A 25,951-nucleotide genomic window follows, 5' to 3' on the forward strand; every position below is an offset into this window, starting at 1 on the left:
TATTTATGATACGCTAGCAACCGGCAGCGGCAAATCCACTACGATGTACACCCTTGTGGAGCATTGTTCCAATCAACTGAAAAGAAATGTGATTACACTAGAAGATCCCGTAGAGCAGCAGAATAGCTCGTTTTTACAAGTGCAAGTGAATGAAAAAGCGGGAATTACGTATAGTACGGGATTAAAAGCTATTTTAAGACATGATCCCGATATTATTATGGTAGGAGAAATCCGTGATAGTGAAACGGCGAAAATCGCTATTAGGGCAGCATTAACGGGGCATTTAGTTCTTAGTACATTGCATACAAGGGATGCGAAAGGAGCTATTTATCGCTTATTAGAATTTGGGGTGCAATGGCACGAAATTGAGCAAACATTGATTGCCGTGACCGCACAAAGATTAGTGAAATTGAAATGCCCATTTTGTGGTAATGTATGTTCACCATATTGTTTAAATTATTTTAAGAAAAACAGGACTGCCGTTTATGAAATGATATCAGGGAAGACGTTGAAAAATGTATTGACTGAGGCGAATGGTAATCGGATAAAGACTAAATATAAAACATTGAGAGAGATTATACGAAAGGGGATTGCACTTGGATATATTTCAACAAATGAATACTATCGGTGGGTTTTTGATGAAGAGGAAGAATCGAATCCCTATCAAAACTCAAGGAATGTTTTTGAGTAGAATTGGGGAAATGCTTGAAAACGGATTTACTTTAGCAGAAGCTATTGATTTTTTAGATCATCTTGATTCAACAGCTTCGTTGCACTCTCAAAAAATGCTCAAAGATTTACAAAACGGTATTCCATTTTATGAAGTTCTAAGTCAAAGAAATTTTGATAAAAAGGCCTGTACACAGCTTTATTTTGCCGATAAGCACGGCAATCTATCGAATGTACTTGTAGAAGCTGGAGGTTATTTAATAAAAAAACATCAAGATCGTTTAACATTTTTGAAATTGCTTCAATATCCAGTGATTCTTATCTTCCTCTTGATATTTGTACTATTGCTGCTTAAAAATTTTTTACTCCCTCAATTCGAAATTTTATATTCTTCGATGAATTATCGTCCAACAAAAATTGTAAGTATTTTTATCTACTTGATGAATAACGCTCAATTTTTTATAGGCTGTATCCTCAGTTTATTCATCATCTTTAGCCTTCTCATCTATTATGCACTGAACAAAAAAACATCAATTCAAAAAGCAACTTTGATTTCCAAAATACCGATTGTTCGATTTTATTATAAATTGTTTACGTGTCAGTTTTTGGCCCGCGAATGGAGTTATTTACTCCAAGGTGGATTTTCCATTATTGAAATATTAGAAATGATGAGATCGCAAAGTTTCCGTCCACTTATTAGAGAAATCGCTGAAAAAATACGAATTGATCTAACAACAGGGCTTTCTTTTTCCCATTCTCTCTCCGACATGGCGTTTCTCGATCAGCAATTTATTACCGTTACAATACATGGTGAAAAAAATGGTCGATTAGATCATGAGCTGCTATTTTATAGCAAATATTGTTTACTGCGTATGGAGGAAAACATCCAAAAAATATTTCGAATATTGCAGCCAATCATGTTTATTTTTATAGGCTGTATGATCATTGCTGTTTATTTGTCTATCTTATTACCAATGTTTGAGATGATTGATTCAATTTAAATGGGGTGAAATGTGATGAAAAATAATAAAGGATTTACATTAATAGAAATGTTAGTCGTACTGCTTATCATTACAATATTAATTTTCGTAGCGATACCAAATATTACGAAGCACAGTACATCAATAAACAATAAAGGCTGTGAAGCGTATATTTCGATGGTTCAAGGACAAGTGGAAGCTTATGAAATGGAATTCCACCAACTTCCTAAAGATACAGCAGAGTTAGTGTCGAAAGACTATCTTACTTCTGGAAAAACAAAATGTCCAAATGGAAACGAAATATCAATTGATTCAAATGGAAAAGTTTCGGAAGTGAAGAGTCAAAAGTAATGATGATAAAAAATAATAGGGGATTTACTTTAATGGAAGTCCTTATTGTATTACTTGTGCTTTCCATTTTTATCGGCCTTGGATTTACAAGCATGAAACCTATTTGGCGTTCGTTAGAAAAAGGAATGTTTATTTCTCAAATGGAAGCGGATCTTTACTATGTGCAATCATATGCTGTGAATCGACATGAATCTGTTGTTGTTCAGTTCTATCCATATAATGACCGCTACATCGCCACTTCAGTAACTTCAAAAAGTAAAATTGTTGATCGAACATTGCCTGCTTCCGTTGATATGATGAATGGTTCCTTCACATCATTTATGATTACACCGGACGGAAATACTAATAAATTTGGCACGTTGAAATTTAAACACAGTGGAAAGGAAATGAAGCTGATTTTCAATATTGGGAGGGGAAGATTCCGTATTGAAGAATAATAAAGGTTTTATAGTTGCGGAAGGGCTTGTTTCATTGAGTGCGATACTTTTAATTGCAACAAGCCTGTTTCCTCTAATGTTTTTAATTATTCAAAAACAAGAGGAAGGTAAACGGGATTTAATTGCAGCTAGGTTAATGTACGAAAGAACCGAAGCGAATTTAATGACAGGTCAGTCGCAAGATCAATTATACATCGTTGATGGAAGACAATATACGATCACGTTTCAACAGGGCAATGAATTTGAATGGAAGGTTTGTGTTAATTATGATAAGAAGCAACAATGCATTGTCGAGGAGTATGAACGAGAAAGGGTTCTCACTGATTGAATGTATTTTTTCCTTACTAATTTTATCGACGATTCTTGCTTTTTTTCCACTTTTAATAAAAGCATATGAACGGATTGACCATGCATACTCAACCGAAAAAGATTTTGAATGGAATCTTTTTCTAATGGAATTAAGGAAAGAGTTAAGAACAAGTAATGGATGGGTAGTTACAGGAAACAGCCTATATTTAAATAGGGGCCAAGAAGTAGTCGTTTATGAAAAATATAATCAATCGATTCGAAGAAGGGTAGATGGGAAAGGACATGAGGTGGTTTTGCAAAAAGTAAAGCAAATTAATTTTGATAGTAATAAAAATGAAATTATTCTGCATGTACAATTTGTAAATAATCATTCTAGAGAAGCCCATTTATTTTTTTCTTTACGAGAAAATGAGGAATAAGAAATGAAAATAAATAATGAAAAAGGGTATATTTTTCCGTTAACTTTAGGGATTGTCGTTACGTGCCTATTTGTGTTAACAACGTCTATTGAGATCTTTTTATCAGAAAAAAGATATTTGAAAGAAATGGAGGAATATTATTTAGTTAATAGTATGAGTTCAATGGCGGTTAAAAAAATAGTAGATTCGATAAATAAAGAAGATTATTTGTCTGCGGGGAAATTTTCCTATAATAAAGGAACAGTGAACTTTACCATTCATGAGAAGGAGAAGAATATGTATTCCATTATGTTGGGAATAAACTTAGATAATCATTTATCTATAAAAAGCGAAGTTATTTATAATCAACAAGAAAAACGTATATTAAGATGGGAAGAAAAGTAATTTTGCTTTAATTATGAATAAATAATTTCATTAGTGGGCAAACTAGATATGATGAAGGTGGTGTATAGTTTATGTCTACAAATGATTATATCAAATTCATTACACAAACCTTTGTAAAGCATTTTGATACGCCGAAATTGGATAGAAAACAGCATAGAATCCAAAGAAAAGAGGAAAAAGCACCTTTTCTTTATCGATGGTTCGGGATTCTACCGTATTCAATAATAATGGTATTTAAACGGAAATAGGAGAGAAATACACTCTCCTATTTTTCTTTTCTTAAATTTGATTACTTGCTAAATAGAATAGACCGCCATTAATAATTTCAATTGTAATATTCGGTTCGTACTGGTCTTGTAACGCCTGTTTTTCGATTAAATAAGCCTCTGGTTTTTCATCCAAATCTTCATAAAAGTGATTTAATAATGCTAAATCTTCTTCCCATCGCTTTTTTGCTTGTTCGGCCCATGTGTGATCCTCGTTCATAATTTCTTGATTTAAAAATGTTTCAATTCTTGTCAAACCACTTTTAGGCATAATGATGGGCGTTAGCGTAAAAAATAAGTCCGGAATTTTCGGGGATAATGCTCGTTTTTTTATTTTTTCATGAAAGTCTTCAACTAATGTTCCATTGATTAAATTTAATCCGAAAGAACGAAAAACATCTCTTTTGCGATCACATTGATAGGAAATTTTTATATTTACTCCAAGCCAAGGATATAATGGAGTTTGTTGGTTTGCTTTCGGTGTGATATTTTCATACAAGCGAATGTATTTCGCAAATTTTTTCGTTGACTGAAATATTTGATGCAATCGTGGTGCACCAAAATGAATGACTTCACCCTTAATATGATCAGGACATCGTTCTTGATCGGTAATAATCGTTAATTTAGATGGATTTGGTATTCCCCCCGTTTTCTCTAGATAATGCCAATAAAAGGGACGATTCATGAGTTCTTTATCCAGTTCAATCGTTAATTGAACAGTCATATATCCGTCTTTATTCTCTAGTATTTCACACTCATTCGCTTCAAAATATTGATTAAGATATTGATGTATTTCCTGCTGCTGCATCGAAACGATCTCCTTCATTTTCTTTTATGTTCTCGGCGAATTGAATCATTTCCGTTAAGTTCTCCATTTTAATTTTCATCTCACCTTCTGTTCGAGAAAGCTGAAAGATATCGTGTAAATGGTCTTCTAATTTTCCAAATTCTAATCGTGTTAATATATCGTCTAATTCACCAATAACCCTTTCAAATAAATTAATCTTCTCATACAATAATTTTAAAATATGATCCTCTATCGTATTTTTTGTTGCGAAATTATAGATATGAACATCTTCTTGTTGACCAAGACGATGCACCCTTCCAATTCGTTGTTCAAGTCTCATTGGATTCCACGGTAAGTCAAAATTAATCATATGATGGCAAAATTGAAGGTTGATTCCTTCCCCTCCGGCTTCAGTTGCAATTAATACTTGGGCATGCTTCTGGAACAATTCGCGCATCCAATCTTTTTTTCCTCTTTTAAATCCGCCGCGAAACGGTACCGAACTGATTCCGTGCTGTTTTAAAAACCATTGTAAATATAGCTGGGTCGCTCGATATTCGGTGAAAATAATCACTTTATCGTTGATTTGTTTGATTAATTTTACCGCTTCTTCCGCCTTGGAATTTTGCTTGACAGCTTCAATTTTTTTTATCATAAATTGAATCTTTTGCTCGAGTTCAGGGGACGGATTCTCAGCTTTTTTTAACATATTTTTTAATGTGTAGTATACGGATTCTCTGCTGCTACAAGCCTCCCGCTGTAATGTCATCATTGAAAAACCACTATTACCGAATGAGTGAGAACCATTTTTAAAGATTTGAATCGAATCATATAAATCTCTTTCTTCTTTAGAAAAATCAATTAAAATGGTTTTGACATGACGTTTCGTCCATTCAATCCCGGTATCTGTTCTGCGATTTCGAATCATTACTTTATTTACTAGTTCACGCAGGCGCTCATCGTCTTTCGCCGATCGATTACTGCTTTTATATTTTTCAATAAATCCGGACTGACTGCCAAGATGCCCGGGCTTCAAAAGGGATACTAAATGAAAAATTTCATCTACACGATTTTGTATAGGTGTGGCAGTTAATAATAGGCAAAACTTTTTCTTTAAGTTTTGAACAAATTCATAGTTTTTAGTTTTATGATTCTTTAATTTATGGGCCTCATCAATAATAACTAAGTCATAATTTTGTTCGTAAATTTTTTCACGGTGAGGACTCCGTTTCGCCGTATCAATGGATGAGATCACACAGTCAAATTGATCCCACACATAGCTTTTTTTCTGTGCTACAGCAGGGATATGAAACTTCGTATTTAGTTCAAATGCCCATTGCGACACTAATGATGCAGGGACGAGGATTAATACCTTTTTCACGAGACGACGTATCATATATTCTTTTAAAATGAGCCCAGCCTCAATCGTTTTTCCAAGTCCAACTTCATCGGCCAAAATAGCTTTTCCATTCATGTTTTCCACTACTTGTTGGGCTACCTCAAGTTGATGAGGCAATGGTTTTAAGTTTGCTAAATGCTTCGGAGCTTGCAATCCCTCAAACTCTGGAATGATTTGATGTTTCTCCATTTCAATGGCTAATTGATACAATTGCCAATTTCCCCAAGGTCCATCTTTATAAAATCTTTCTGTTAACCCTTCTCCCCAAGAGTGATCAAAATGAATATTAATCGACATAATTCCACTCCTTATGAAATAGAATTGAAATGTGAGTATTATATTTTACGTATAATAAAAGGAAATCATAGAGTATTGTTCGTCTTTTATTATATTTGTTCGAATGAATCCCCTTACAACTATCAGATAAAATGCAAAAAGTGGTTATTTTATTCAAAATTGCTTGAAAAATGATTGATGAAAAAGCTGAATAATGTTAGGATGTAGTTAGCTTTACAAGGGTGTTAGCGCAAAATAAATCTTTTATGCTAGTATATCCATTTTTCAATTAAATATAGGCGAATGATTTCAGGGGGAGAGACTGCTTAAATGCAGAGCCGAAGGAGCAAGTAATGGATCATTATGAATCTCTCAGGCAAAAAGACTTCTGATTGACGCAACTCTGGAGAGTGCTTCGAATATTGAAGCCACCCAAGGGGACAGCCGTTTAGGTAAACTTTCAGGTGCCAGGACAGAGACAACCAGTATATTAAAATTGGTTTTTTCTGTCTTTTTTTTATGTGCATTGAGTATTTTGCTGTGAAATTGAAAGAAGGAATTAGAATATTGATTGGAGGATCATCAATGTCAAATTTGAAAAGAACCCCACTTTTTGAGATTTATAAGGAATATGGTGGAAAGACGATTGATTTCGGTGGATGGGAGTTGCCTGTTCAATTTTCTAGTATAAAAGAAGAACATGAAGCAGTACGTACAAGAGCAGGCTTATTTGATGTTTCCCATATGGGAGAAATAACTGTAAAAGGAAAAGATAGCACCCTTTATTTACAGAAAATGATGACAAATGATATTTCAAAGGTTCAAATCGGCGGTGCACAGTACACGGCGATGTGCTATCCAAATGGTGGTACCGTTGATGATCTTTTAGTTTATAAAATTGCTGATGATAATTATTTACTCGTAGTAAATGCAGGAAATATTGAAAAAGATTTTTCGTGGCTTCAAAAACATATCGAGGGCAATGTAGAAGTAGAAAATATATCCGCAAGTATTGGACAGCTAGCTATTCAAGGTCCAATTGCGGAACAAATTCTTCAAAAGGTAACAGATAAAAATTTAGAAGAGATTAAGTTTTTTAAATTTGATGAAAATGTAAATGTAAAAGGTGTTAAAGCTTTCGTTTCAAGAACAGGATATACAGGTGAAGATGGATTTGAAATCTATTGTAAAGCTGAAGATACCGTATTTTTATGGAGGGAACTATTAGCGGCAGGAAAAGATGAAGGTCTTCTTCCATGTGGACTTGGTGCGAGAGATACCCTTCGTTTTGAAGCAACTCTTCCACTTTACGGGCAGGAACTTTCTGAAGATATTAGCCCTTTAGAGGCAGGGATTGGTTTTGCCGTTAAGGTTGCAAAAGATACTGATTTCATTGGGAAGAGCGCATTAAAAGAACAAAAAGAAAACGGTTTAGCGAGAAAAATTGTTGGGATAGAAATGATTGATCGCGGAATCCCTCGTCATGGATATAAAATTTTTTCCGGTGATGAAGAAATTGGTTCAATCACAACGGGCACACAGTCCCCGACATTAAAGAAAAATATCGGATTAGGGATTGTCGATATTCAGTTTACTGATATTGATCAAATGGTTGATGTCGAGATTCGCAACAAACGATTAAAAGCAAAAGTAATTTCAACGCCATTTTATAAACGACCTAAAAAGTAGGATGGGAGAGAGAATTATGACAAAGCATCGCTATTTACCGATGACAGATCAAGACCAGCAGGAAATGCTAGAAACAATTGGAGTACCTTCTGTCGATGACCTTTTCAGTGATATTCCTGAAAAAGTCCGTTTTAAAGGCTTATATAATATTAAAGAAGCAAAATCAGAAACAGCTTTGTTAAAAGAGTTAAGCCAAATGGCTGCTAAAAATGCGGATGTAAAACAGAATGTATCGTTTTTAGGCGCTGGTGTTTATGATCATTACATTCCAACGATTGTTGATCATGTTATTAGCCGATCTGAATTTTATACTGCATATACACCTTATCAACCTGAAATCTCCCAAGGGGAATTACAAGCGATATTTGAATTTCAAACGATGATTTGTGAGTTAACAGGAATGGATGTAGCGAATTCCTCGATGTATGATGGGGGTACAGCTTTAGCCGAAGCCGCTATGTTAAGCTGTGGACAAACACGTAGAAAAAAAATACTTATTTCTGAAACTGTTCATCCGGAATCGCGGGAAGTATTAAAAACATATGCAAAAGGTCAATTTATTGAAGTAGTTGAAATTCCTCATAAAAACGGTGTGACAGACTTACAAGCATTACAAGCTGAATTAAGCGAAGAGGTAGCTGCCGTTGTCGTTCAATATCCAAATTTCTTCGGTCAAATTGAGCCGTTAAAAGAAATTGAACCATTGGCACATCAGCATAAAGGATTATTTATCGTATCAAGTAATCCGCTGGCGCTAGGGGCGATCACACCTCCGGGGAAATTTGGTGCAGATATTGTTGTTGGTGATGCACAAGTATTCGGTATCCCTCAAAGTTTTGGTGGACCACATTGTGGTTATTTTGCAGTAACAACGAAATTAATGAGAAAAGTTCCTGGTCGCTTAGTTGGCGAAACGGTTGATGAAAATGGGAAAAGAGGCTATGTTTTAACCCTGCAAGCCCGTGAACAGCATATTCGACGCGATAAAGCGACATCTAATATTTGTTCCAATCAAGCCCTAAATGCATTAGCTGCATCAGTCGCTATGACTGCTCTAGGCAAAAAAGGTGTTAAGGAAATGGCTGTCCAAAATATTCAAAAAGCATATTATGCTAAAAAAGCATTTAAGCAAGAAGGTTTTAAAATCGAATTTGAAGGTCCAAGTTTTAATGAATTTGTTATTCGATTGAATAAACCTGTTAAAGAGCTTAATAAACATCTTTTGAGTAAAGGAATTATTGGTGGCTATGATTTAAGTAGAGATTATCCTCTACTGGAGAATTGCATGCTTGTAGCTGTTACTGAATTACGAACGAAAGATGAAATCGATCAATTGATTAAAGAATTGAGGGATAGCCATGAATAAGGAGAACCAACCATTAATTTTTGAAATCACGAAACCAGGCAGAATTGGTTATAGCCTTCCTGACCTTGACGTTCCTGAGATTGATATTAACGATTACCTTCCTTCCGACTATATTCGTGATGAAGAAGTGCATTTACCTGAGGTTTCCGAACTTGATATTATGCGTCATTATACCGCTTTATCAAGAAAGAACCATGGAGTGGATTCAGGGTTCTATCCACTTGGGTCATGTACAATGAAATATAATCCTAAAATAAATGAATCGGTGGCACGTTACCCTGGTTTTGCTCATATACATCCACTACAAGATGAAAGCTCTGTCCAAGGTGCTCTGGAATTAATGTACGATTTACAACAACATTTAATTGAGATCACCGGAATGGATGAAGTGACTCTCCAACCGGCAGCAGGAGCTCACGGTGAATGGACAGGTTTAATGATGATTCGTGCCTATCACAAAGCAAATGGTGACCATAATCGGACTAAAGTAATTGTTCCCGATTCCGCCCATGGAACAAACCCAGCATCCGCTAGTGTTGCAGGACTTGAAACGGTAACGGTTAAATCGGATGAAAATGGACTTGTTGATTTAGAAGATTTAAGAAGATTAGTAGATTCAAATACAGCTGCTCTAATGCTAACAAACCCGAATACTTTAGGATTATTTGAAGAAAATATTTTGGAAATGGCAGAAATCGTTCATAGTGCAGGTGGTAAACTATACTATGATGGTGCTAACTTAAACGCAGTGCTATCAAAAGCTCGCCCGGGGGATATGGGATTTGATGTTGTTCATTTAAATCTTCACAAAACATTTACTGGCCCGCACGGCGGTGGTGGTCCAGGTTCTGGTCCGGTCGGGGTGAAAAAAGATTTAATCCCATTTTTACCAAAGCCAGTGCTTGTGAAAGAAAACGATGTTTATAAGTTCGATTATGAACGCCCACTTTCCATCGGTAGAGTAAAGCCATACTATGGTAACTTCGGGATAAATGTAAGAGCATATACGTATATTCGAACAATGGGACCGGATGGTTTAAAAGCTGTAACCGAAAATGCAGTGCTAAATGCAAACTATATGATGAGAAGGTTAGCAGAATACTATGATCTACCTTATGACCGTCATTGTAAGCATGAATTTGTTTTAAGTGCAAAACGCCAAAAGAAATTAGGTGTTCGCGCATTAGATATTGCTAAACGTCTGTTAGACTTTGGCTATCATCCACCAACTATTTACTTCCCGTTAAACGTTGAGGAATGTATGATGATCGAGCCTACTGAAACAGAATCAAAAGAAACTTTGGATTCCTTTATCGATGCGATGATACAAATTGCAAAGGAAACAGAAGAGAATCCTGAAATCGTTCAAGAGGCTCCACATACAACCGTTATCAAACGTTTAGATGAAGCACAAGCGGCCCGTAAACCAGTATTACGCTATAATAATCAAAGATAAAGATAAAAAGCCTCTTCCGAATGGAAGAGGCTTTAAACATGTATTCATTTATTTAGATTTAATTTTACCAGTCCATTTTTTAAATCCGCCTTGTAATTGGTAAAGATCTTTATAACCTTTACGGTAAAGCATTTGAGCAGCACGACCACTGCGCATCCCGCTTTGGCAATATAAGTATACAGGTTTATCAGGACGAATTTCTTTCATTCTCATTTTCAATTGCGATAATGGAATATTTCTTGAACCTAATATATGTCCTCCATCGAACTCATTCGCTTCTCGAACGTCGATTAATTGTGCCTTCCGATAGCCCGCTTTAAATTCTTCTTCAGTTAAAGTTTTAACCGCTCTCTTTTGAGAAAAATAATTATAGAGCGTATAGGCAATGACTGCTACTATGACAATAATAAGAAAATATAAACTACCCACTAAACTTTCTCCTTTCTTCGATACACCACTATCTTCTATTATATTCATCAATGGAAGAGGAATCAAAACTTTTTGCTATAAAAATATTTATTTTTGAAAGAAAGGGGTAGTATCTTTGATATACCTATCTTTCATTTGCTTCAAAAATATGCAACCGTGGAAATTTTCAAATTTACCCTAAATTTAATTCTATAACTCTCTTTTTCTCCTCTTTTCTCTTTATTTTATTTATTTTTCGATTTGACAAAAAGGAACAAAGTTTAACCATTTCACAATATATAGTATTTTTCTTAGTATTAATAACACTATATATTGTATTTATTTATTGATTTTCTATAAGTGAATATGATAACTTATAGAAGAATACAACAAGAGTACTCAAGCTAGATTTTATGCTAGAAAGATAGAAGGAGTTGTCAAAATGTCTGTTGCGTTTACAAATGAATTGAAGATTAATGAGGAACAATTAAACAAAGATATCAAATTGTTTCCACAGGTACATCCTGTTACACCAGATATGAAAATCACACATAAAGGTGTATCACGTTTAGTAATGATTGACCGCTATGCATTCAAAGATACCGAAAAGCTTACATTATCGAATGGTGATTTTGTCGTTTTGACCATCAAGGAAGATCCGAAATTTCCTGCAAGAGGACTAGGATTTATCAAAAATATTGATTGGGAACAAAAATTAGCAGATGTACTAGTTGATGAAGAATATCGGAGTGCTTTAGAAGATCCGAAAGAAATTGAAACAGGACTTATTACTAGACCACTAGATATTATCGAAAAGCCATTGGAAGTTTATTATGAGCAAATTGCCAAAAGGAACGCAACAGGTTTGGCTTCAGTTGAAACAACCGAGGAAAAACGTCAAGAATGGTTCGAAAAGTTTTATCAAGAACTTGTGAACTTAAATTTTGTACCTGCTGGACGTGTACTTTATGGTGCTGGTGCAGATACAGAAGTAACCTATTTTAATTGTTACGTTATGCCGTTCGTACCAGATTCTCGTGAAGGGATATCAGAACATAGAAAACAAGTAATGGAAATTATGAGCAGAGGTGGCGGAGTAGGAACAAATGGCTCGACATTAAGGCCAAGAAACACTTTGGCTCGCGGCGTAAACGGCAAGTCATCAGGTTCTGTATCATGGCTTGATGATATTGCGAAATTAACACATTTGGTTGAGCAGGGTGGATCCCGTTAAACACTCCAATGGCGGGATTAAAATCTCGTGAATTGCTGGAACACCCTTAGAGCTTTATCAACCACAACGTGACTGGCAACGGTGAGCGTGAAGGTTTGAAAATGATAAGGATTGGGCAATCAGCAGCGAAGCATCTCTGGAAACGGAGATGAACGTTCAACGACTATTGAAACTCCCTAATTCTTACTAAAAACATAAAAAAGGTGTAAATTAAATGGAAGAAATGGGAGGAGTAAATCATATGGTATGGAAACGACCTTATGAGGCGCGAGACAAGGAAGAGTTAATTAAAAAAATTTATATATCTCCATAATCATGGATATAGCTACGATTTTTTCTTCCTTGATGAGATAGTCTGATCTCATGTGAAAGCATGAGAGCTAGGCAGAAATGACCTAGCCACTCTTAGCCTGAGTGTAACAAAATAGCGTGGAGCTCAAATGATAATGTTAGCGGATTAAAAAGATGCCTTAGTCCGCGTCGTTCAGAAAATGAACGACTAAAAAATCGGGTGAATTGCGGGAAAATCCTTAGAGACTTACAAGCTACAACGTGTCCGGAAACGGTGAACGTGAATGCTATAAAAATTGTGAGTATTGGACAATCTGCAGCCAAGCGTCATAGGGCATAGGTTATGGCGAAGGTTCAACGACTAGAGGTTGAGTCCCAACAATAAAACCTCATAAGCGCCCGGCCCCTAACAGATCATGCTGAGGGTGATGATATAGTCTAGTCCGTTTTGCAAAAGCAGAGTAAATATCCTGAAAAGGACGGTAAAATACGTGGCATCCGGATATCATAGAATTTATTATTTCAAAGATGCAAAATCCAAGAATTTTGCGATTTTTAATTGAAAATACAAAAGATGAAACGATTAAAAAACTAGCGAAAGACAAATTGAAGTTTACACCTTTAACAATGCAAGAAATTGCTATATATCAAGGAATTATAAACTATAAAAATATTCCTGGGTATGGTGGCTTTAGTGAAAATATCATTGCTGAAGCTGAAGAGAAATTAGCTGTTGGTGGCAATTACACAGTCCATAATCCAGAGTTCTTAACGGGTGCAAACATTTCTGTTTGCCTAACAAAGGAATTTATGGAAGCAGTTGAAAATGATGGAGAGTATGAACTTCGTTTCCCTTATGTTGAACATTATAATGAAGAGGAAATGAATATTTATAATGAGAAATGGCACAAAATCGGAGATGTCCGTGAGTGGGAAAAACTTGGATATAAAGTGCGCGTCTACAAAAAAATTAAGGCAAAAGAACTTTGGAACTTAATCAATATATGCGCCACCTACTCAGCAGAACCAGGAATTTTCTTCATCGATAATGCCAACGATATGACAAATGCTAAAGCATATGGTCAACAAGTTGTTGCTACAAATCCGTGTGGTAAATTGCTTGCCTCACGTTAAAAACTCGACCTAATTGACTTGGAACCCTAACAGGTTATGCTGAGGGCAACAGGGGGCAAGGGTAATGCCAGCCTGAGAGACTAAAGCGGTTGAGCCAGTATATTATACTATTATACTGTAAGCGATAGTCCGATCCTCTTAGAAATAAGAGAGCGAGATATGGAGCAACCTCTCGCACCATTTTCCGTCTGCAACCTTGCAGCAGTGAACCTTGCTGAGATGGCGGATAAGGTAAATAAAACGGTTAATTTTGAAAAGTTAATGAAAACAGTAGCAGTCGGCGTCCGCATGCAGGATAACGTTATAAACGCTACACCTTATTTCTTAGACGAAAATAAAAAGCAGGCGCTTGGCGAGCGTCGAGTTGGTCTTGGTGTCATGGGTCTTGCAGACTTACTGATCTATTGTGAGAAAGAATATGGTTCAGAAGAAGGCAACCAATTGGTTGATAAAGTAATGGAAACGATCGCGACAACAGCTTATCGTACATCCATCGAATTAGCAAAGGAAAAAGGAAGCTTCCCATTTTTACAAGGGGAGACTGATGAAGAAACAATTCGTTTACGAGAAGCGTTTATCCGAACTGGATTTATGAAAAAAATGCCTGAGGACATTCGTCAATCGATATTAGAAAACGGTATTAGAAATTCTCATTTGCTAACTGTTGCTCCAACTGGATCGACTGGTACGATGATTGGATGTTCAACTGGCCTAGAACCATATTTCTCATTTACTTATTACAGAAGTGGTCGACTAGGTAGATTTATTGAAGTAAAGGCGGAAATTGTCGAAGAGTATTTAAAGACAAATCCAGATGTAAATGCTGATCAATTGCCAAATTGGTTTGTGACAGCAATGGAATTACGACCAGAAGCACATGCTGATGTGCAATGTATTATTCAACGCTGGATTGACAGCTCAATTTCTAAAACAGTAAATGCACCGCGGGGTTATGCTGTTGAACAGGTCCAAAAAGTATATGAACGTCTATATAAAGGTGGAGCTAAAGGCGGCACAGTATATGTTGATGGAAGCCGTGATTCACAAGTATTAACTTTAAAAGCCGAAGAAAATCAAGTCGAAAATAGCATTGAGCCAATAAAGGATAAACAAACAGTTGTAATAGTTGATACGATTCAGGATTTGCGCTCAACGAGTGTAACAATTGGTTCGGAAATTGGCAATACATGTCCTGTTTGCCGTAAGGGGAAAGTTAAAGAAATTGGTGGCTGTAATACATGTGAAAACTGTAATGCACAATTAAAATGTGGATTATAAGTAATGGGAGATAGGCAAAAGCCTATCTCTTTTTCTTTTTTTGTTCTATTTTCTTAAACACCATCTTAAAAATATAACATGAGGATCGACACCAAAGGAGATGCGAACATGGATATAGATGGAGTGTTTTCAGGAGGTGGCATAAAAGGTTTAGCACTAATCGGTGCTTATGAAGAATTAGAATCACAAGGCTTTACATTTAATCGTGTAGCAGGGACAAGTGCTGGGTCAATTATAGCCGGTTTCATTGCAGCTGGTTACTCTAGTCAAGAGATGAAAAATCTTTTTTCACAGGTGCCATATGAAAGTTTATTGGATTCATGGAAAACATGGATGCCTATTCCAAAACAAATTTCAAAATGGATTTTTCTGTATTGGCGCTTAGGCCTGTATAGAGGGAAAGCGTTGGAAGATTGGTTACGAGAGATGTTAGGTGCAAAAGGGATATATACGTTTGCAGATTTACCGAAAGATTCCTTAAAAGTTGTTGCGTCTGATTTAAGCAATGGCCGTCTGCTTGTTCTTCCCGATGATCTTGTTCAGTACGGTATACCGATTGATAGTTTTCCTGTCGCTAGAGCAATCCGAATGAGCTGTAGCATTCCATATTTTTTTGAACCAGTGAAGTTGAAAAGTTTAGAAGGAATAAGTGTCATCGTTGATGGTGGTGTTTTAAGCAATTTTCCAATGTGGATTTTCGTTAATAATGAAACGAAAAAAAAGCGGCCAGTTGTTGGCGTATCGTTAAGTTATGATTTAAAAGAGCATCCAAAACATATGATAAAAAACGGAATACAATTATTCAATGCATTATTTGAAACGATGAAGGAAGCGCATGATTCTAGATATATATCAAGAAAACATGAAAAGGATATTGTTTTTATTTCTGCGGAAAACTATGTTTCGACAGACTTTCAAATATCCGAAGAAAAAAAAGACGCCCTCATCAAGTTAGGGCGAATGAAAACTAAGGAATTTTTAAAAACGTGGACATACTGATCAATTGAGAATAATCGAGTTTAGTATATCGCTCGATTTTTCTTTTTGCCTTTTTTTCCTTCAATTACAGTTAATTTTGCTTGAGACTTTTTTCGTATTGGCTTTTTCAAAGCATTAATCTGCGTACTAGCAGTAGCTTGTCGATTTTTTATTCGTTTTTTCGATCGTCGTGCGGCTTTTAGAAAAGCCCTTTTATTTTGATGAGAAGGACGTTTCCCTGACCATAATCGATAAATTAGATAAATACAACAAATAATAACAGCCCAAATAAGTAATTGTTTAAATAATGCTCCGGGCTGTTGAATTACATTTGATCCAAGCCCAATTAATGCAAGCAGAAAAACTAGTCCGATCAACCATTTTTTTGCAACCAAGAAAGCCACCTCCTTACGAGCATCATAAGCATTTTGTCCGTAAATTCATCCTTTTATACCATTTTTTTCACATATTTATATCTTTTCAAACATGCAAATAAAGACTTGGATAAAGTTTAGGCTTGAAATGCTTCATGTTACATTTGCAAAGACTGTGAATCCTCTTTAGACGTTGTTTGATTTTCTTCCAGTTTCAAAAGCTCATTAAAAGATGCAATGGCCACTTCTACTTGATCATCAGTAGGTTCTTTTGTTGTAAGTAACTGTAGCCATAGACCAGGGTATCCTAAATAACGGAGAACGGGTATCTCTCTTAACTTATTTGTAAATTGCAGAACTTCAAAAGAAATTCCTAATACAACGGGTATTAATGCAATCCGATCGACTAAGCGTAACCATAGTGGATTTGTTGGTACTAACATATAAATAAAAACGCCAATGATTACTGTAAAAAGAATAAAACTGCTTCCACATCGATAATGAAGTCTTGATTGTGATTGGACATTTTCAATGGTAAGTTCTAAATTATTTTCGAATGTATTGATGACTTTATGCTCCGCACCATGATATTGAAACACACGTTTAATAAGAGGCGTTAACGATACAAAGTAAATATAGGCCAATAAAAGGATTAGCTTTATTAATCCTTCAATTAGTACTTGAGCCACATCACTTGAAAAGATTGGCTTTGTGAATGATGCGAGTATTGCCGGTACAAGAGTAAACACAAATTTCCCAAAAATAAATGATAGAACGCCAAGTGTAGCAACACCTATAATCATCGTCGTTTTAGAAACTTTTTCTTCTTCAATATATTGATCATTTTCAGGATCTTGATCATACCGTTCACTCGAAAAATTTAAATGTTGGGAACCATTTGCACTCGCTTCAAGTATCGCAATAATCCCTCTTAAAAAGGGAATTTTTTTAAGCTTTTGCAATGTGGGGTGTGATTTCCTCGGTAAATAAAAATAATCTATTGTATGATCTTTACGACGGATCGCAGTTACAGTTTGGCTCTTCCCACCAAACATAACTCCTTCTATTACAGCTTGCCCACCATATGAGGGCTTTTTTTGACTTTCCACTAATTTTTCACCAACCATTTCTTTGAATGCAAGACTTATTAAGTTTATTTTACTAAAAAAACAAAATTACGACTAGCACCATTACTTGTGGTTATTCTATAAATAGTACATGTAATTGGGGGTGCATTATGTCAAATCATAAAGATGAAGTAGAATTTCCAAAAATGTCTTTTCTATTAATGACTGTCACAACCGGGTTTGTTGGGGGAATATTTTGGAGCTTAATTGGTTATTTATGTTACTATTTTAACTTTTCGACAATTGAACCAAATATTTTATTAGAGCCATTTACAGTAGGAACATGGCGAGAAAGCTGGATAGGGATTATTCTTACAATCATTTTGTACGGAATTATCTCGATCGGTGTAGCGTTAGTGTATTATATTCTATTAAAAAAATTAAATACAATGTGGGTCGGTATCGGTTATGGTTTCGTTCTATTTTTAGTTGTTTTTATGATCTTAAACCCAATATTTCCAAGTATGAAACCATTTTTTCAAATTGATATAAATACTTTAATTGCCGCTGCATGTGTGTACATTTTATATGGTCTTTTTATTGGGTACTCGATTTCCTATGAACATAATGAACTAAAATATTTTAAAGAAAATGAATTGAAGCGATAATTTTTATGATAAAATGTGTTGTGTAGAAAATTCTTAACAATTTCTACAAATACCATTTTTAAAGGTGCGTTTGATTATGAAAATCTTATTATTAAATGGACCTAATTTAAATTTATTAGGTAAAAGAGAACCGGATGTGTATGGAAAGAATTCGCTAAAAACTTTATATGAGCGCTTTAGTGAATTGGAAAAAGAATATAATGTAGAAGTCGTTTCAATGCAATCCAACCATGAGGGTGAACTTATTGACAAATTGCATGAAACAAGTAATGGGAACTTTTTAGGGGTTATTTTCAATCCCGGCGCATTTACCCACTATAGTTACGCGATTCGTGATGCGATTGCTTCGATTGATGTACCTGTCATTGAAGTGCATATTTCAAATGTACATAATCGCGAGGAATTCCGCAGGGTATCCGTCATTTCACCGGTGACAGCTGGACAAATTGTCGGATTAGGACTATTTGGTTATGAATTAGCGTTAAAAGCATTAGTAGAATACATAGGCAAGGGAGAGTAAACAATGCAAAAATTAGAGAACTTGCGCAATCAATTTTCTAAACAAGGGATTGATGGGATTTTAATAACAAGTCCATATAATCGGCGATACATGACTAATTTTACGGGAACAGCAGGTGTCGTGCTAATTTCAGAAACAAAAGCACTTTTTATTACCGATTTTCGTTATGTAGAACAAGCTGCAAAACAAGCACAAGATTTTGAAATTATTCAGCACAAAGGAATTGTCCATGAGGAAATTGCACAGCAGCTTACTGCTTTAGGAATTAAAAAACTTGGATTCGAACAAGACTACGTGAATTATTCCGACTATATTCTGTATGAAAAATCTTTTTCTGTAGAATTAGTTCCAGTTTCAAGTTTAATTGAAAATTTACGCTTGATTAAGACCGAATCAGAGATTAAGATATTAAAGGAAGCAGCCGACATTGCTGATGCTGCATTTAAACATATATTAGATTATATTAAGCCTGGTGTTACTGAGCTTGAAGTATCCAATGAACTTGAGTTTTTCATGAGAAAAGCAGGTGCAACTTCTTCATCCTTCAATACAATTGTTGCTTCTGGAACAAGATCAGCACTTCCGCATGGAGTTGCCTCCGATAAGGTGATTGAAAAAGGTGATTTCGTTACTTTAGATTACGGTGCACTTCATAAAGGATATGTTTCTGATATTACTCGTACGGTCGCAGTGGGGAAACCATCAGACAAGTTGAAAGAAATTTACGATGTTGTTTTAGAATCACAATTGCTTGCGATGGAAAACATTAAACCAGGAATGACAGGTATTGAAGCTGATGCCATCGCAAGAAATTATATTTCTGAAAGAGGCTACGGTGAATATTTTGGTCATTCTCTCGGACATGGAATTGGTTTAGAAGTTCATGAAGGACCTGCGTTATCAGTAAGATCTGATATTGTCCTACGACCTGGCATGGTTGTGACTGTTGAACCTGGTATTTATTTACCAGGTATTGGTGGAGTTCGTATCGAAGATGACACATTAATAACAGAGGATTCGAATGAAAAACTAACTCATTCAACAAAAGACTTAATTATTCTTTAATATGATTTTGAACCTCAGTATATTAAGGATTGATTCCTTAATTCTGAATAAATAGGAGGAAGAAACAACATGATATCAGTTAATGATTTTCGAACTGGTTTAACAATCGAAGTAGATGGTGGAATATGGAGAGTAATGGACTTTCAACATGTTAAGCCTGGTAAGGGAGCAGCGTTTGTTCGTTCTAAATTACGTAACTTAAGAACCGGTGCCATTCAAGAAAAAACATTCCGTGCCGGTGAAAAAGTAGGGAAAGCACAAATTGATAATCGCAGAATGCAATATCTTTATGCAAACGGTGATCAACACGTTTTTATGGACAATGAATCATACGAACAAATTGAATTAAGTTCTGCAGCAATTGATTATGAATTGAAGTTTCTTAAAGAAAACATGGAAGTACACATTATGATGTATCAAGGAGAAACACTTGGGATTGAACTTCCAAACACAGTTGAACTTACCGTAACTGAAACAGAACCGGGAATTAAGGGAGATACTGCATCAGGCGGTTCGAAACCGGCTAAAGTTGAAACTGGTTTAATTGTACAAGTTCCTTTCTTTGTTAACGAAGGAGATAAATTAATCATTAATACAACAGATGGCTCTTACGTATCACGTGCATAATAGGAGTGCAAAGCTGTTCAAAAGGTTACATATAACCCTTTTGAACAGCTTTTTTTTATGTCTTTTAGTCATACTCCCAAGTAGGATGAATACATATTAATATCGGGAGTACAAGCATTTTAAAACTTATTAAAGCAGCAACATAAGGAGGAACGAACGTTGGAAAATATACTTGCATTCTTGCCAAAACAAATTTCAGAAAAAATCCGCGAATTGCCAGCTCCCATTTTAAATACAATGGAGGAAATAAGAATTCGAATTAACCGACCTCTTGAGGTTTCGACTAGAGGGAAGCCATACTTCCTCCCATATCTTGTTTCAGAGCAAGATGCGGAACAGTTAATTAACAAGTTAGCTAATTATTCGTTTTATACATTAGAAGAGGAATTACAAAAAGGTTATATTACAATCCCCGGCGGCCATCGGGTTGGATTAGCAGGAAAGGTCATTCTAGAAAATGGATCAGTGAAAGCAATTAGAAATTTAGCATCTTTTAATTTTAGAATTGCAAGAGAAAAAATCGGTATTTCTGAACCATTTCTTCCATTTCTATATCAAGGAAAATGGAAACATACGATGATCATCGGCGCCCCGCAAACAGGAAAAACAACTTTGTTACGGGATATTGCTAGAGTTATTTCAACAGGAAGTAAAGAAAAAGGGATTCCACCTTTAAAGGTGGGAATAGTCGATGAGCGCTCCGAAATCGCCGGTTGTGTGCGAGGGATTCCTCAATTAACCTTTGGTCCGAGGATTGACATTTTGGACGCATGTCCGAAAGCTGAAGGGATGATGATGCTTATTCGTTCGATGAGTCCGGACGTTCTTATCGTGGATGAAATAGGCAGAGAAGAAGATAGTATCGCGATTATGGAAGCGATTAATGCGGGAATTACATTGATTATGACTACACATGGAAACTCGTTTGAAGAGATCAAAAAACGGCCTATATTAAGGGATATTTTGGACCAGCATGTATTTGAAAATTACCTTGAACTTTCCAGGAAAAATGGTCCCGGAACTATTAAAAAGTTTCTTAATGCAAATGGTGATGAAAAGAAATTTAAAGCTGGTGTTATGAGTGGTTAGTGTGATTGGAGCTATATTTATTATTCTTTCTACAACATGGGCAGGATTTGAACTTTCAAGACATTTAAGTGAGAGACCGAAGCAGTTAAGGATGCTTCGAACGGCATTACAATCATTAGAAGCAGAAATCATGTATGGTCATACACCTTTACATGAAGCATCTAGAAAATTAGCTGCACAATTACCTAAACCAATCTCCATTATTTTTGAGAGATTCTCACAAAAGTTAACGACTATGGAAACGACGGTTAAAATTGCTTGGGAAGAAAGCTTACAAGAAATTTGGAAAATAACTGCATTAAAAAAAAGTGAATACGAAATTCTTATTCAATTTGGTGAAACGCTAGGTAAGCATGATCGTGCAACAGAACAGAAACAAATTATTCTCACATTAACACATTTGGAACGTGAGGAGTCGGAGGCACGTGATAAACAACAAAAATATGAAAAAATGATGAAAAGCTTAGGTTTTCTTTCGGGTCTTTTAATCGTAATTTTGCTCTTGTAGGAGGAATAGGTTGTGGGGATAGACGTAGATGTAATCTTTAAAATAGCTGGTGTAGGTATTGTCGTTGCATTTTTGCACACGATATTAGATCAAGTTGGAAAAAAGGAATACGCTCAGTGGGTTACATTATTTGGTTTTTTATATATTTTGTTTTTAGTAGCCTCAATCGTCGATGATTTATTTCAAAAAATAAAGTCAGTATTCTTATTTCAAGGCTAGAGGAGGGATTAAGGATTGAAATCTTAAAAATAGTAGGGATTGCCTTAATCACAACTTTTCTTGCATTAATTATAAAAGAACAGAAACCTAATTTTGCGTTTTTATTAGTTTTATTTGTTGGATGTGGGATATTCATCTTTTTAGTCGACCAAGTTTACGCGATTATACAGATGGTAGAACGAATCGCTGCAAATGCGAACGTCAATACAATCTATGTAAAAACCATCCTAAAAATCATTGGCATAGCGTATATTGCGGAATTTGCATCACATATTTCAAAAGATGCCGGACAGGGAACAATGGCAGCAAAGGTAGAACTTGCCGGGAAAATATTGATTTTAGCAATGGCCATACCTATTTTGACAGTTTTAATTGAAACTGTAATTAATTTAGTTCCGAAAGGATAGACCGAGTGATGAGGTGAAAAAATTTGAGGCAATGGTTCCCGATTTTCACTATACTACTGATTTTTTTTATTGGACAAGATACCGTTCATGCAGCCTCTTCGAGCGAAAACAATACGACCATTCAAGATGAACTTGTTGAAAAACAGATGGACGATTTAGGTGTAAATGAATTAAAGCAGTATTGGGAAACAATCGTCGACGAATATGGCGGTTATTTACCGGATAGTCAAAAAGGAAGCTTAATTGACTTTATTAAAGGTGATAAAGATTTTTCGCTAAATCAATGGTTTCATGGTATTTTAAAATTTTTTTTCCATGAACTGATTGCCAATGGTAAATTACTAGGATCGTTAATCATTTTAACTATTTTTAGCATGTTTCTTCAGTCACTTCATAACGCATTTGAACAGGGGACAATAAGTAAGGTTGCTTATGCAATCGTATTTATCGTAATAATTATTTTAGCTTTAAATAGTTTTCATGTAGCAATTGATTACGCCAAAAATGCCATAACGATGATGATTAACTTCATTGTAGCAATTATTCCTCTTTTATTGGCATTAATATCAACCTCAGGCGGTGTTACTTCTGCGGCATTTTTTCATCCGGTTATTCTCTTTCTCATGAATACAAGCGGTATACTCGTTCAATATATCGTCTTACCATTATTATTATTGTCTACTGTTCTTAGTATTGTAAGTACGTTATCAGAGTATAAGGCGACACAATTAGCGCAATTATTAAGGAACTGCAGTATTGGGTTACTTGGAATCTTTATGACTATCTTTTTAGGCGTCATTTCCGTTCAAGGAACAGCAACTGCAGTTGCAGATGGAATTACGATAAGAACGGCAAAGTTTGTAACCGGGAATTTTATTCCTGTCGTGGGAAGGATGTTTACGGACGCTGCAGACACAGTCATCAGTGCTTCTGCATTATTGAAAAACACATTAGGAATTGCCGGGGTGGCGATCGTTCTTATTATTGCAGCATTTCCTGCAATCAAAATTTTGGTACTTGCATTTATGTTTAAATTTACAGCGGCAATTATACAGCCAATTGGAAATGGTCCGGTCATTCGTTGCCTTGATACAATCAGCAAAAATATGGTCTATGTTTTTGCCGCATTAGCCATTGTTGCTTTTATGTTTTTTTTATGCATCACCATTATTATTACAGCCGGAAATATTACAATCATGATGCGCTAGATTAAATAAAAATATATGAATAGGGAGGGGTGACGTTTTTGTCTTTTATTACAGAATGGATTATGAATATTGTTGTATTTATCTTGTTGGCAATGATTGTGGATATGCTCCTACCAAACTCGGCAATGAAAAAGTATACAAAAATGGTAACCGGCCTGTTGTTAATTGCGATTATTCTAACCCCTCTTCTAAAGGTGGTAGCAAAAGATTTCGATCAGGTCGTTGCATCGTTTTCAAACAAAAAAATAATAGACAGTAACAAAGTAGAAAATTTAATAGAATCGAAAAAAAAAGAAATACAAGCAGGACAAGTTGAATATACATTAAAACAAGTGGGTGAAAAAATGAAAAATGATGTTAAAGAGGAGTTGATAGACAGATTTGACAAAGATATTCAACAAATAAAGATAGATTCTAAAGACCGGGTTGCAGAAAACGAAAATCCGATAGAAAAGGTGATTGTTTATCTCGCGGAAAAAAAGAAAGATGATTCCGTTCCGATCATTAAACCAGTTAATATTAGCATTGGTGAAGAAGAGCCGGAAGAAGGGATGGGAAGTAGAGAAAATGAAAGCATATTATCTATGTTATCCGAACGCTGGGGAATAGCTCCCGACCAAATTGAACTCCATAACGGAGAGGGGGGTTCTAGACCGGAATGAGTAATAATAAAGGTCCAGTCGATTGGATTAAGGAAAAACTATTTCAGACAAACGAAAAAGATCCAAGTAAAAAAAGTAAAAAGTATCAATATTTTTTAATTGTATTAGTATGTGGAATTGCTTTCATGCTCATCAGTGATATATGGAAAAGTGGGAAAAAGGAAACATCCACATCCGTCTATAGTGCGGCAAATAATCAAAAAGATGTAGAAACATTTGGTTCTGGTAATAAAAATCAGAATAAATCGATGAAAGATTATGAAATGCAATTTGAAACTGAGTTAAAGGATGCGTTAGAACAAATATCAGGTGTTGGAAAGGTCCGGGTGATTGTGAATCTAGAAGCAACTGAGAGTAAAGTGTATGAGAAAAATACAGTCATCCAAAATCAAACAACAACTGAAACAGATCCAAATGGTGGTGAGCGTAAAATTGAAGATTTATCGAAGGATGAAAAGCTCGTTGTAATTAGGGATGGAGATAAAGAAATACCAATAATTACTGAAACAAAAAAACCAGCTATTCGAGGCGTTCTTGTTATTGCAGATGGCGCGAAAAATATATTCATTAAAAGCACCATTATTGAAGCAGTTTCAAGAGTTTTAGATGTTCCGAGCCACCGTGTATCTGTTCAACCTAAAAAAAGCTAAGGGGGATTTATCTATGTTATTAAAAAAACAAACAGTATGGTTATTAACAATGCTAAGCTTAGTTGTTGTTTTATCAGTCTATTATGTCACTTCCGAGCCAAAACAATCGGATATGGCAGCAGTTGAGAATAAAGATGGCAAAGAAGCAACAAAGAATCAAGACACTACTAAAAAAGGAAAAAATAAAAGTGTGGTAACTGAATCTGCAGATAATGAAGTATTTGAACAAATCCGCTTACAAGTTCAAGATGCTAGAAGTAAACTAAGAGAAGATTTAACTGCAAAAGCAGCTTCAACCGATTTATCTGCCGATGAAAGAAGTAAAGCGGTAGATGAAATGAAAAAATTAACAGAAATAGCTCAAACAGAAAAGGTTTTGGAAAACTTAATTAAATCAAAAGGATATGAGGACGTTTTAGTTCATGCAGATGGAGATGATATGAAAATCACGGTGAAGGCAAAAGAACACGATACAAAAGCGGCAAACCAAATTGTTCGACTCGTAACTGAACAATTAGGTAGCTTACAAAATGTTGCCGTAAATTTTCAACCTTAAAATACATGAAAGTCCCTTATTGATAAGGGGCTTTTTTAAATTCTTTTGAGATTGATTCGTGGGGATATTCGATTGTTCCTATTCAGTTATTGAATTTTGACTAACTATTATCGTATGATATTAGTAGCTAGTCATAAGCTACCAAAATCTAATTTTTTATTAGATGTTTGACATTGTCAGACTTTCAGCGGGATAATAGTAATAGCTGAAAAATTCAAAA

Annotated in this window: 29 protein-coding genes, 3 pseudogenes and 1 riboswitch; of the genes and pseudogenes, 27 read left to right on the top strand and 5 right to left on the bottom strand. The window is 35.4% G+C overall.

Features of this window, described 5'->3' with window-relative positions:
• The 8 genes from B5V89_RS18345 to B5V89_RS18375 all read left to right on the top strand — a co-directional run.
• A partial coding sequence (locus B5V89_RS18345; protein WP_181294714.1) for an ATPase, T2SS/T4P/T4SS family occupies positions 1-691 on the top strand: 691 nt, incomplete at its 5' end.
• On the top strand, positions 639-1,670 hold the full coding sequence (gene comGB / locus B5V89_RS18350) for a competence type IV pilus assembly protein ComGB (RefSeq protein ID WP_181294715.1): 1,032 nt from the start codon (positions 639-641) through the stop codon (positions 1,668-1,670). The genes B5V89_RS18345 and comGB, both read left to right, overlap by 53 nt.
• A gap of 15 nt (positions 1,671-1,685) precedes the next feature.
• Complete coding sequence (gene comGC / locus B5V89_RS18355) at positions 1,686-2,000, top strand: competence type IV pilus major pilin ComGC (RefSeq protein WP_066234385.1); 315 nt, start codon at positions 1,686-1,688, stop codon at positions 1,998-2,000.
• A gap of 2 nt (positions 2,001-2,002) precedes the next feature.
• The gene (gene comGD, locus B5V89_RS18360) at positions 2,003-2,437 is read left to right on the top strand and encodes a competence type IV pilus minor pilin ComGD (RefSeq protein WP_258223531.1); all 435 of its coding nucleotides are present in this window, start codon (positions 2,003-2,005) and stop codon (positions 2,435-2,437) included.
• Positions 2,427-2,765: a hypothetical protein gene (locus B5V89_RS20265; RefSeq protein WP_066234394.1), complete on the top strand. Its 339-nt coding sequence runs from the start codon at positions 2,427-2,429 to the stop codon at positions 2,763-2,765. Before comGD ends, B5V89_RS20265 begins: the two co-directional genes overlap by 11 nt.
• Complete coding sequence (gene comGF, locus B5V89_RS18365) at positions 2,737-3,165, top strand: competence type IV pilus minor pilin ComGF (protein ID WP_181294716.1); 429 nt, start codon at positions 2,737-2,739, stop codon at positions 3,163-3,165. The genes B5V89_RS20265 and comGF overlap by 29 nt, the downstream gene beginning before the upstream one ends.
• Before the next feature lie 3 nt (positions 3,166-3,168).
• Positions 3,169-3,549 (top strand): competence type IV pilus minor pilin ComGG, encoded by a 381-nt coding sequence (gene comGG, locus B5V89_RS18370; protein ID WP_066234400.1) that lies wholly within the window; start codon positions 3,169-3,171, stop codon positions 3,547-3,549.
• Positions 3,550-3,620: 71 nt separating this feature from the next.
• Entirely contained in the window at positions 3,621-3,797 is a 177-nt protein-coding gene (locus B5V89_RS18375) for a YqzE family protein (protein WP_066234403.1), read from the top strand.
• A gap of 31 nt (positions 3,798-3,828) precedes the next feature.
• On the opposite strand, the gene B5V89_RS18380 is transcribed toward B5V89_RS18375, so the two are convergent.
• Both B5V89_RS18380 and B5V89_RS18385 read right to left on the bottom strand, forming a co-directional pair.
• The gene (locus tag B5V89_RS18380; RefSeq protein WP_066234406.1) at positions 3,829-4,623 is read right to left on the bottom strand and encodes a YqhG family protein; all 795 of its coding nucleotides are present in this window, start codon (positions 4,621-4,623) and stop codon (positions 3,829-3,831) included.
• Positions 4,592-6,298, bottom strand: coding sequence for a DEAD/DEAH box helicase (locus B5V89_RS18385; RefSeq protein ID WP_066234409.1), 1,707 nt, complete (start codon positions 6,296-6,298; stop codon positions 4,592-4,594). The genes B5V89_RS18380 and B5V89_RS18385 overlap by 32 nt, the downstream gene beginning before the upstream one ends.
• A 282-nt stretch (positions 6,299-6,580) precedes the next feature.
• A riboswitch (glycine riboswitch) is annotated at positions 6,581-6,675 on the top strand.
• A gap of 187 nt (positions 6,676-6,862) precedes the next feature.
• Between B5V89_RS18385 and gcvT the strand changes: the two genes are divergently transcribed.
• Genes gcvT through gcvPB form a run of 3 tightly spaced genes read left to right on the top strand, consistent with a single transcriptional unit; the run spans position 6,863 to position 10,788 of the window.
• Complete coding sequence (gcvT, locus tag B5V89_RS18390; protein ID WP_107920869.1) at positions 6,863-7,966, top strand: glycine cleavage system aminomethyltransferase GcvT; 1,104 nt, start codon at positions 6,863-6,865, stop codon at positions 7,964-7,966.
• 16 nt (positions 7,967-7,982) lie between these two features.
• Positions 7,983-9,332: an aminomethyl-transferring glycine dehydrogenase subunit GcvPA gene (gene gcvPA, locus B5V89_RS18395; protein WP_066234418.1), complete on the top strand. Its 1,350-nt coding sequence runs from the start codon at positions 7,983-7,985 to the stop codon at positions 9,330-9,332.
• Complete coding sequence (gcvPB, locus tag B5V89_RS18400) at positions 9,325-10,788, top strand: aminomethyl-transferring glycine dehydrogenase subunit GcvPB (RefSeq protein ID WP_066234420.1); 1,464 nt, start codon at positions 9,325-9,327, stop codon at positions 10,786-10,788. Before gcvPA ends, gcvPB begins: the two co-directional genes overlap by 8 nt.
• 48 nt (positions 10,789-10,836) lie before the next feature.
• Here the strand turns inward: gcvPB and B5V89_RS18405 are convergent, their stop codons facing one another.
• A complete protein-coding gene (locus B5V89_RS18405; protein ID WP_066234422.1) occupies positions 10,837-11,217 on the bottom strand; it encodes a rhodanese-like domain-containing protein in 381 nt (126 codons plus the stop codon).
• A gap of 421 nt (positions 11,218-11,638) precedes the next feature.
• Between B5V89_RS18405 and B5V89_RS18410 the strand changes: the two are divergent.
• From B5V89_RS18410 to B5V89_RS18425, 4 genes and pseudogenes are all read left to right on the top strand, one after another.
• A pseudogene (locus B5V89_RS18410) lies at positions 11,639-12,427 on the top strand (ribonucleotide reductase N-terminal alpha domain-containing protein); the annotation flags it as partial.
• 786 nt (positions 12,428-13,213) lie between these two features.
• A pseudogene (locus tag B5V89_RS18415) lies at positions 13,214-13,834 on the top strand (vitamin B12-dependent ribonucleotide reductase); the annotation flags it as partial.
• 183 nt (positions 13,835-14,017) lie between these two features.
• Positions 14,018-15,133 (top strand): annotated as a pseudogene (locus tag B5V89_RS18420) (vitamin B12-dependent ribonucleotide reductase); the annotation flags it as partial.
• A gap of 108 nt (positions 15,134-15,241) precedes the next feature.
• A complete protein-coding gene (locus B5V89_RS18425; RefSeq protein ID WP_066234431.1) occupies positions 15,242-16,132 on the top strand; it encodes a patatin-like phospholipase family protein in 891 nt (296 codons plus the stop codon).
• Between the two features lie 20 nt (positions 16,133-16,152).
• On the opposite strand, the gene B5V89_RS18430 is transcribed toward B5V89_RS18425, so the two are convergent.
• Together B5V89_RS18430 and B5V89_RS18435 are read right to left on the bottom strand one after the other, a co-directional pair.
• Positions 16,153-16,506, bottom strand: coding sequence for an SA1362 family protein (locus B5V89_RS18430; RefSeq protein WP_066234435.1), 354 nt, complete (start codon positions 16,504-16,506; stop codon positions 16,153-16,155).
• Between the two features lie 137 nt (positions 16,507-16,643).
• Positions 16,644-17,540 carry a DUF1385 domain-containing protein gene (locus B5V89_RS18435; RefSeq protein WP_235993013.1) on the bottom strand — a complete coding sequence of 299 codons (897 nt, stop codon included), beginning with the start codon at positions 17,538-17,540 and terminating at the stop codon, positions 16,644-16,646.
• 182 nt (positions 17,541-17,722) lie between these two features.
• Here B5V89_RS18435 and B5V89_RS18440 point away from each other — a divergent pair, with 182 nt between their 5' ends.
• The 12 genes from B5V89_RS18440 to B5V89_RS18495 all read left to right on the top strand — a co-directional run bounded on the left by B5V89_RS18440 (position 17,723) and on the right by B5V89_RS18495 (position 25,731).
• Positions 17,723-18,220 (top strand): YqhR family membrane protein, encoded by a 498-nt coding sequence (locus tag B5V89_RS18440; RefSeq protein ID WP_108073422.1) that lies wholly within the window; start codon positions 17,723-17,725, stop codon positions 18,218-18,220.
• 73 nt (positions 18,221-18,293) lie between these two features.
• Positions 18,294-18,740, top strand: a complete 447-nt coding sequence (aroQ, locus tag B5V89_RS18445) for a type II 3-dehydroquinate dehydratase (protein WP_108073430.1) — start codon at positions 18,294-18,296, stop codon at positions 18,738-18,740.
• Positions 18,741-18,743: 3 nt separating this feature from the next.
• Positions 18,744-19,805, top strand: a complete 1,062-nt coding sequence (locus tag B5V89_RS18450) for a M24 family metallopeptidase (protein WP_066234448.1) — start codon at positions 18,744-18,746, stop codon at positions 19,803-19,805.
• 69 nt (positions 19,806-19,874) lie between these two features.
• On the top strand, positions 19,875-20,432 hold the full coding sequence (gene efp, locus B5V89_RS18455) for an elongation factor P (protein ID WP_108073423.1): 558 nt from the start codon (positions 19,875-19,877) through the stop codon (positions 20,430-20,432).
• Positions 20,433-20,591: 159 nt separating this feature from the next.
• A complete protein-coding gene (spoIIIAA, locus tag B5V89_RS18460; RefSeq protein ID WP_066234453.1) occupies positions 20,592-21,521 on the top strand; it encodes a stage III sporulation protein AA in 930 nt (309 codons plus the stop codon).
• Positions 21,514-22,029: a stage III sporulation protein SpoIIIAB gene (spoIIIAB, locus tag B5V89_RS18465; RefSeq protein WP_066234456.1), complete on the top strand. Its 516-nt coding sequence runs from the start codon at positions 21,514-21,516 to the stop codon at positions 22,027-22,029. Before spoIIIAA ends, spoIIIAB begins: the two co-directional genes overlap by 8 nt.
• 12 nt (positions 22,030-22,041) lie before the next feature.
• Positions 22,042-22,248 (top strand): stage III sporulation protein AC, encoded by a 207-nt coding sequence (gene spoIIIAC / locus B5V89_RS18470; protein WP_066234458.1) that lies wholly within the window; start codon positions 22,042-22,044, stop codon positions 22,246-22,248.
• 20 nt (positions 22,249-22,268) lie between these two features.
• Complete coding sequence (spoIIIAD, locus tag B5V89_RS18475) at positions 22,269-22,655, top strand: stage III sporulation protein AD (protein ID WP_084347816.1); 387 nt, start codon at positions 22,269-22,271, stop codon at positions 22,653-22,655.
• Between the two features lie 23 nt (positions 22,656-22,678).
• On the top strand, positions 22,679-23,863 hold the full coding sequence (gene spoIIIAE / locus B5V89_RS18480) for a stage III sporulation protein AE (RefSeq protein ID WP_066234465.1): 1,185 nt from the start codon (positions 22,679-22,681) through the stop codon (positions 23,861-23,863).
• 38 nt (positions 23,864-23,901) lie between these two features.
• Complete coding sequence (gene spoIIIAF / locus B5V89_RS18485) at positions 23,902-24,525, top strand: stage III sporulation protein AF (protein WP_108073424.1); 624 nt, start codon at positions 23,902-23,904, stop codon at positions 24,523-24,525.
• Entirely contained in the window at positions 24,522-25,175 is a 654-nt protein-coding gene (gene spoIIIAG, locus B5V89_RS18490; protein ID WP_107920150.1) for a stage III sporulation protein AG, read from the top strand. Before spoIIIAF ends, spoIIIAG begins: the two co-directional genes overlap by 4 nt.
• Before the next feature lie 13 nt (positions 25,176-25,188).
• Complete coding sequence (locus B5V89_RS18495) at positions 25,189-25,731, top strand: SpoIIIAH-like family protein (protein ID WP_066234474.1); 543 nt, start codon at positions 25,189-25,191, stop codon at positions 25,729-25,731.
• Positions 25,732-25,951 lie beyond the last annotated feature (220 nt).

Origin of the sequence: Heyndrickxia sporothermodurans, assembly GCF_003055045.1 — a bacterium.
GTDB classification, from domain to species: Bacteria; Bacillota; Bacilli; order Bacillales; family Bacillaceae_C; genus Heyndrickxia; species Heyndrickxia sporothermodurans.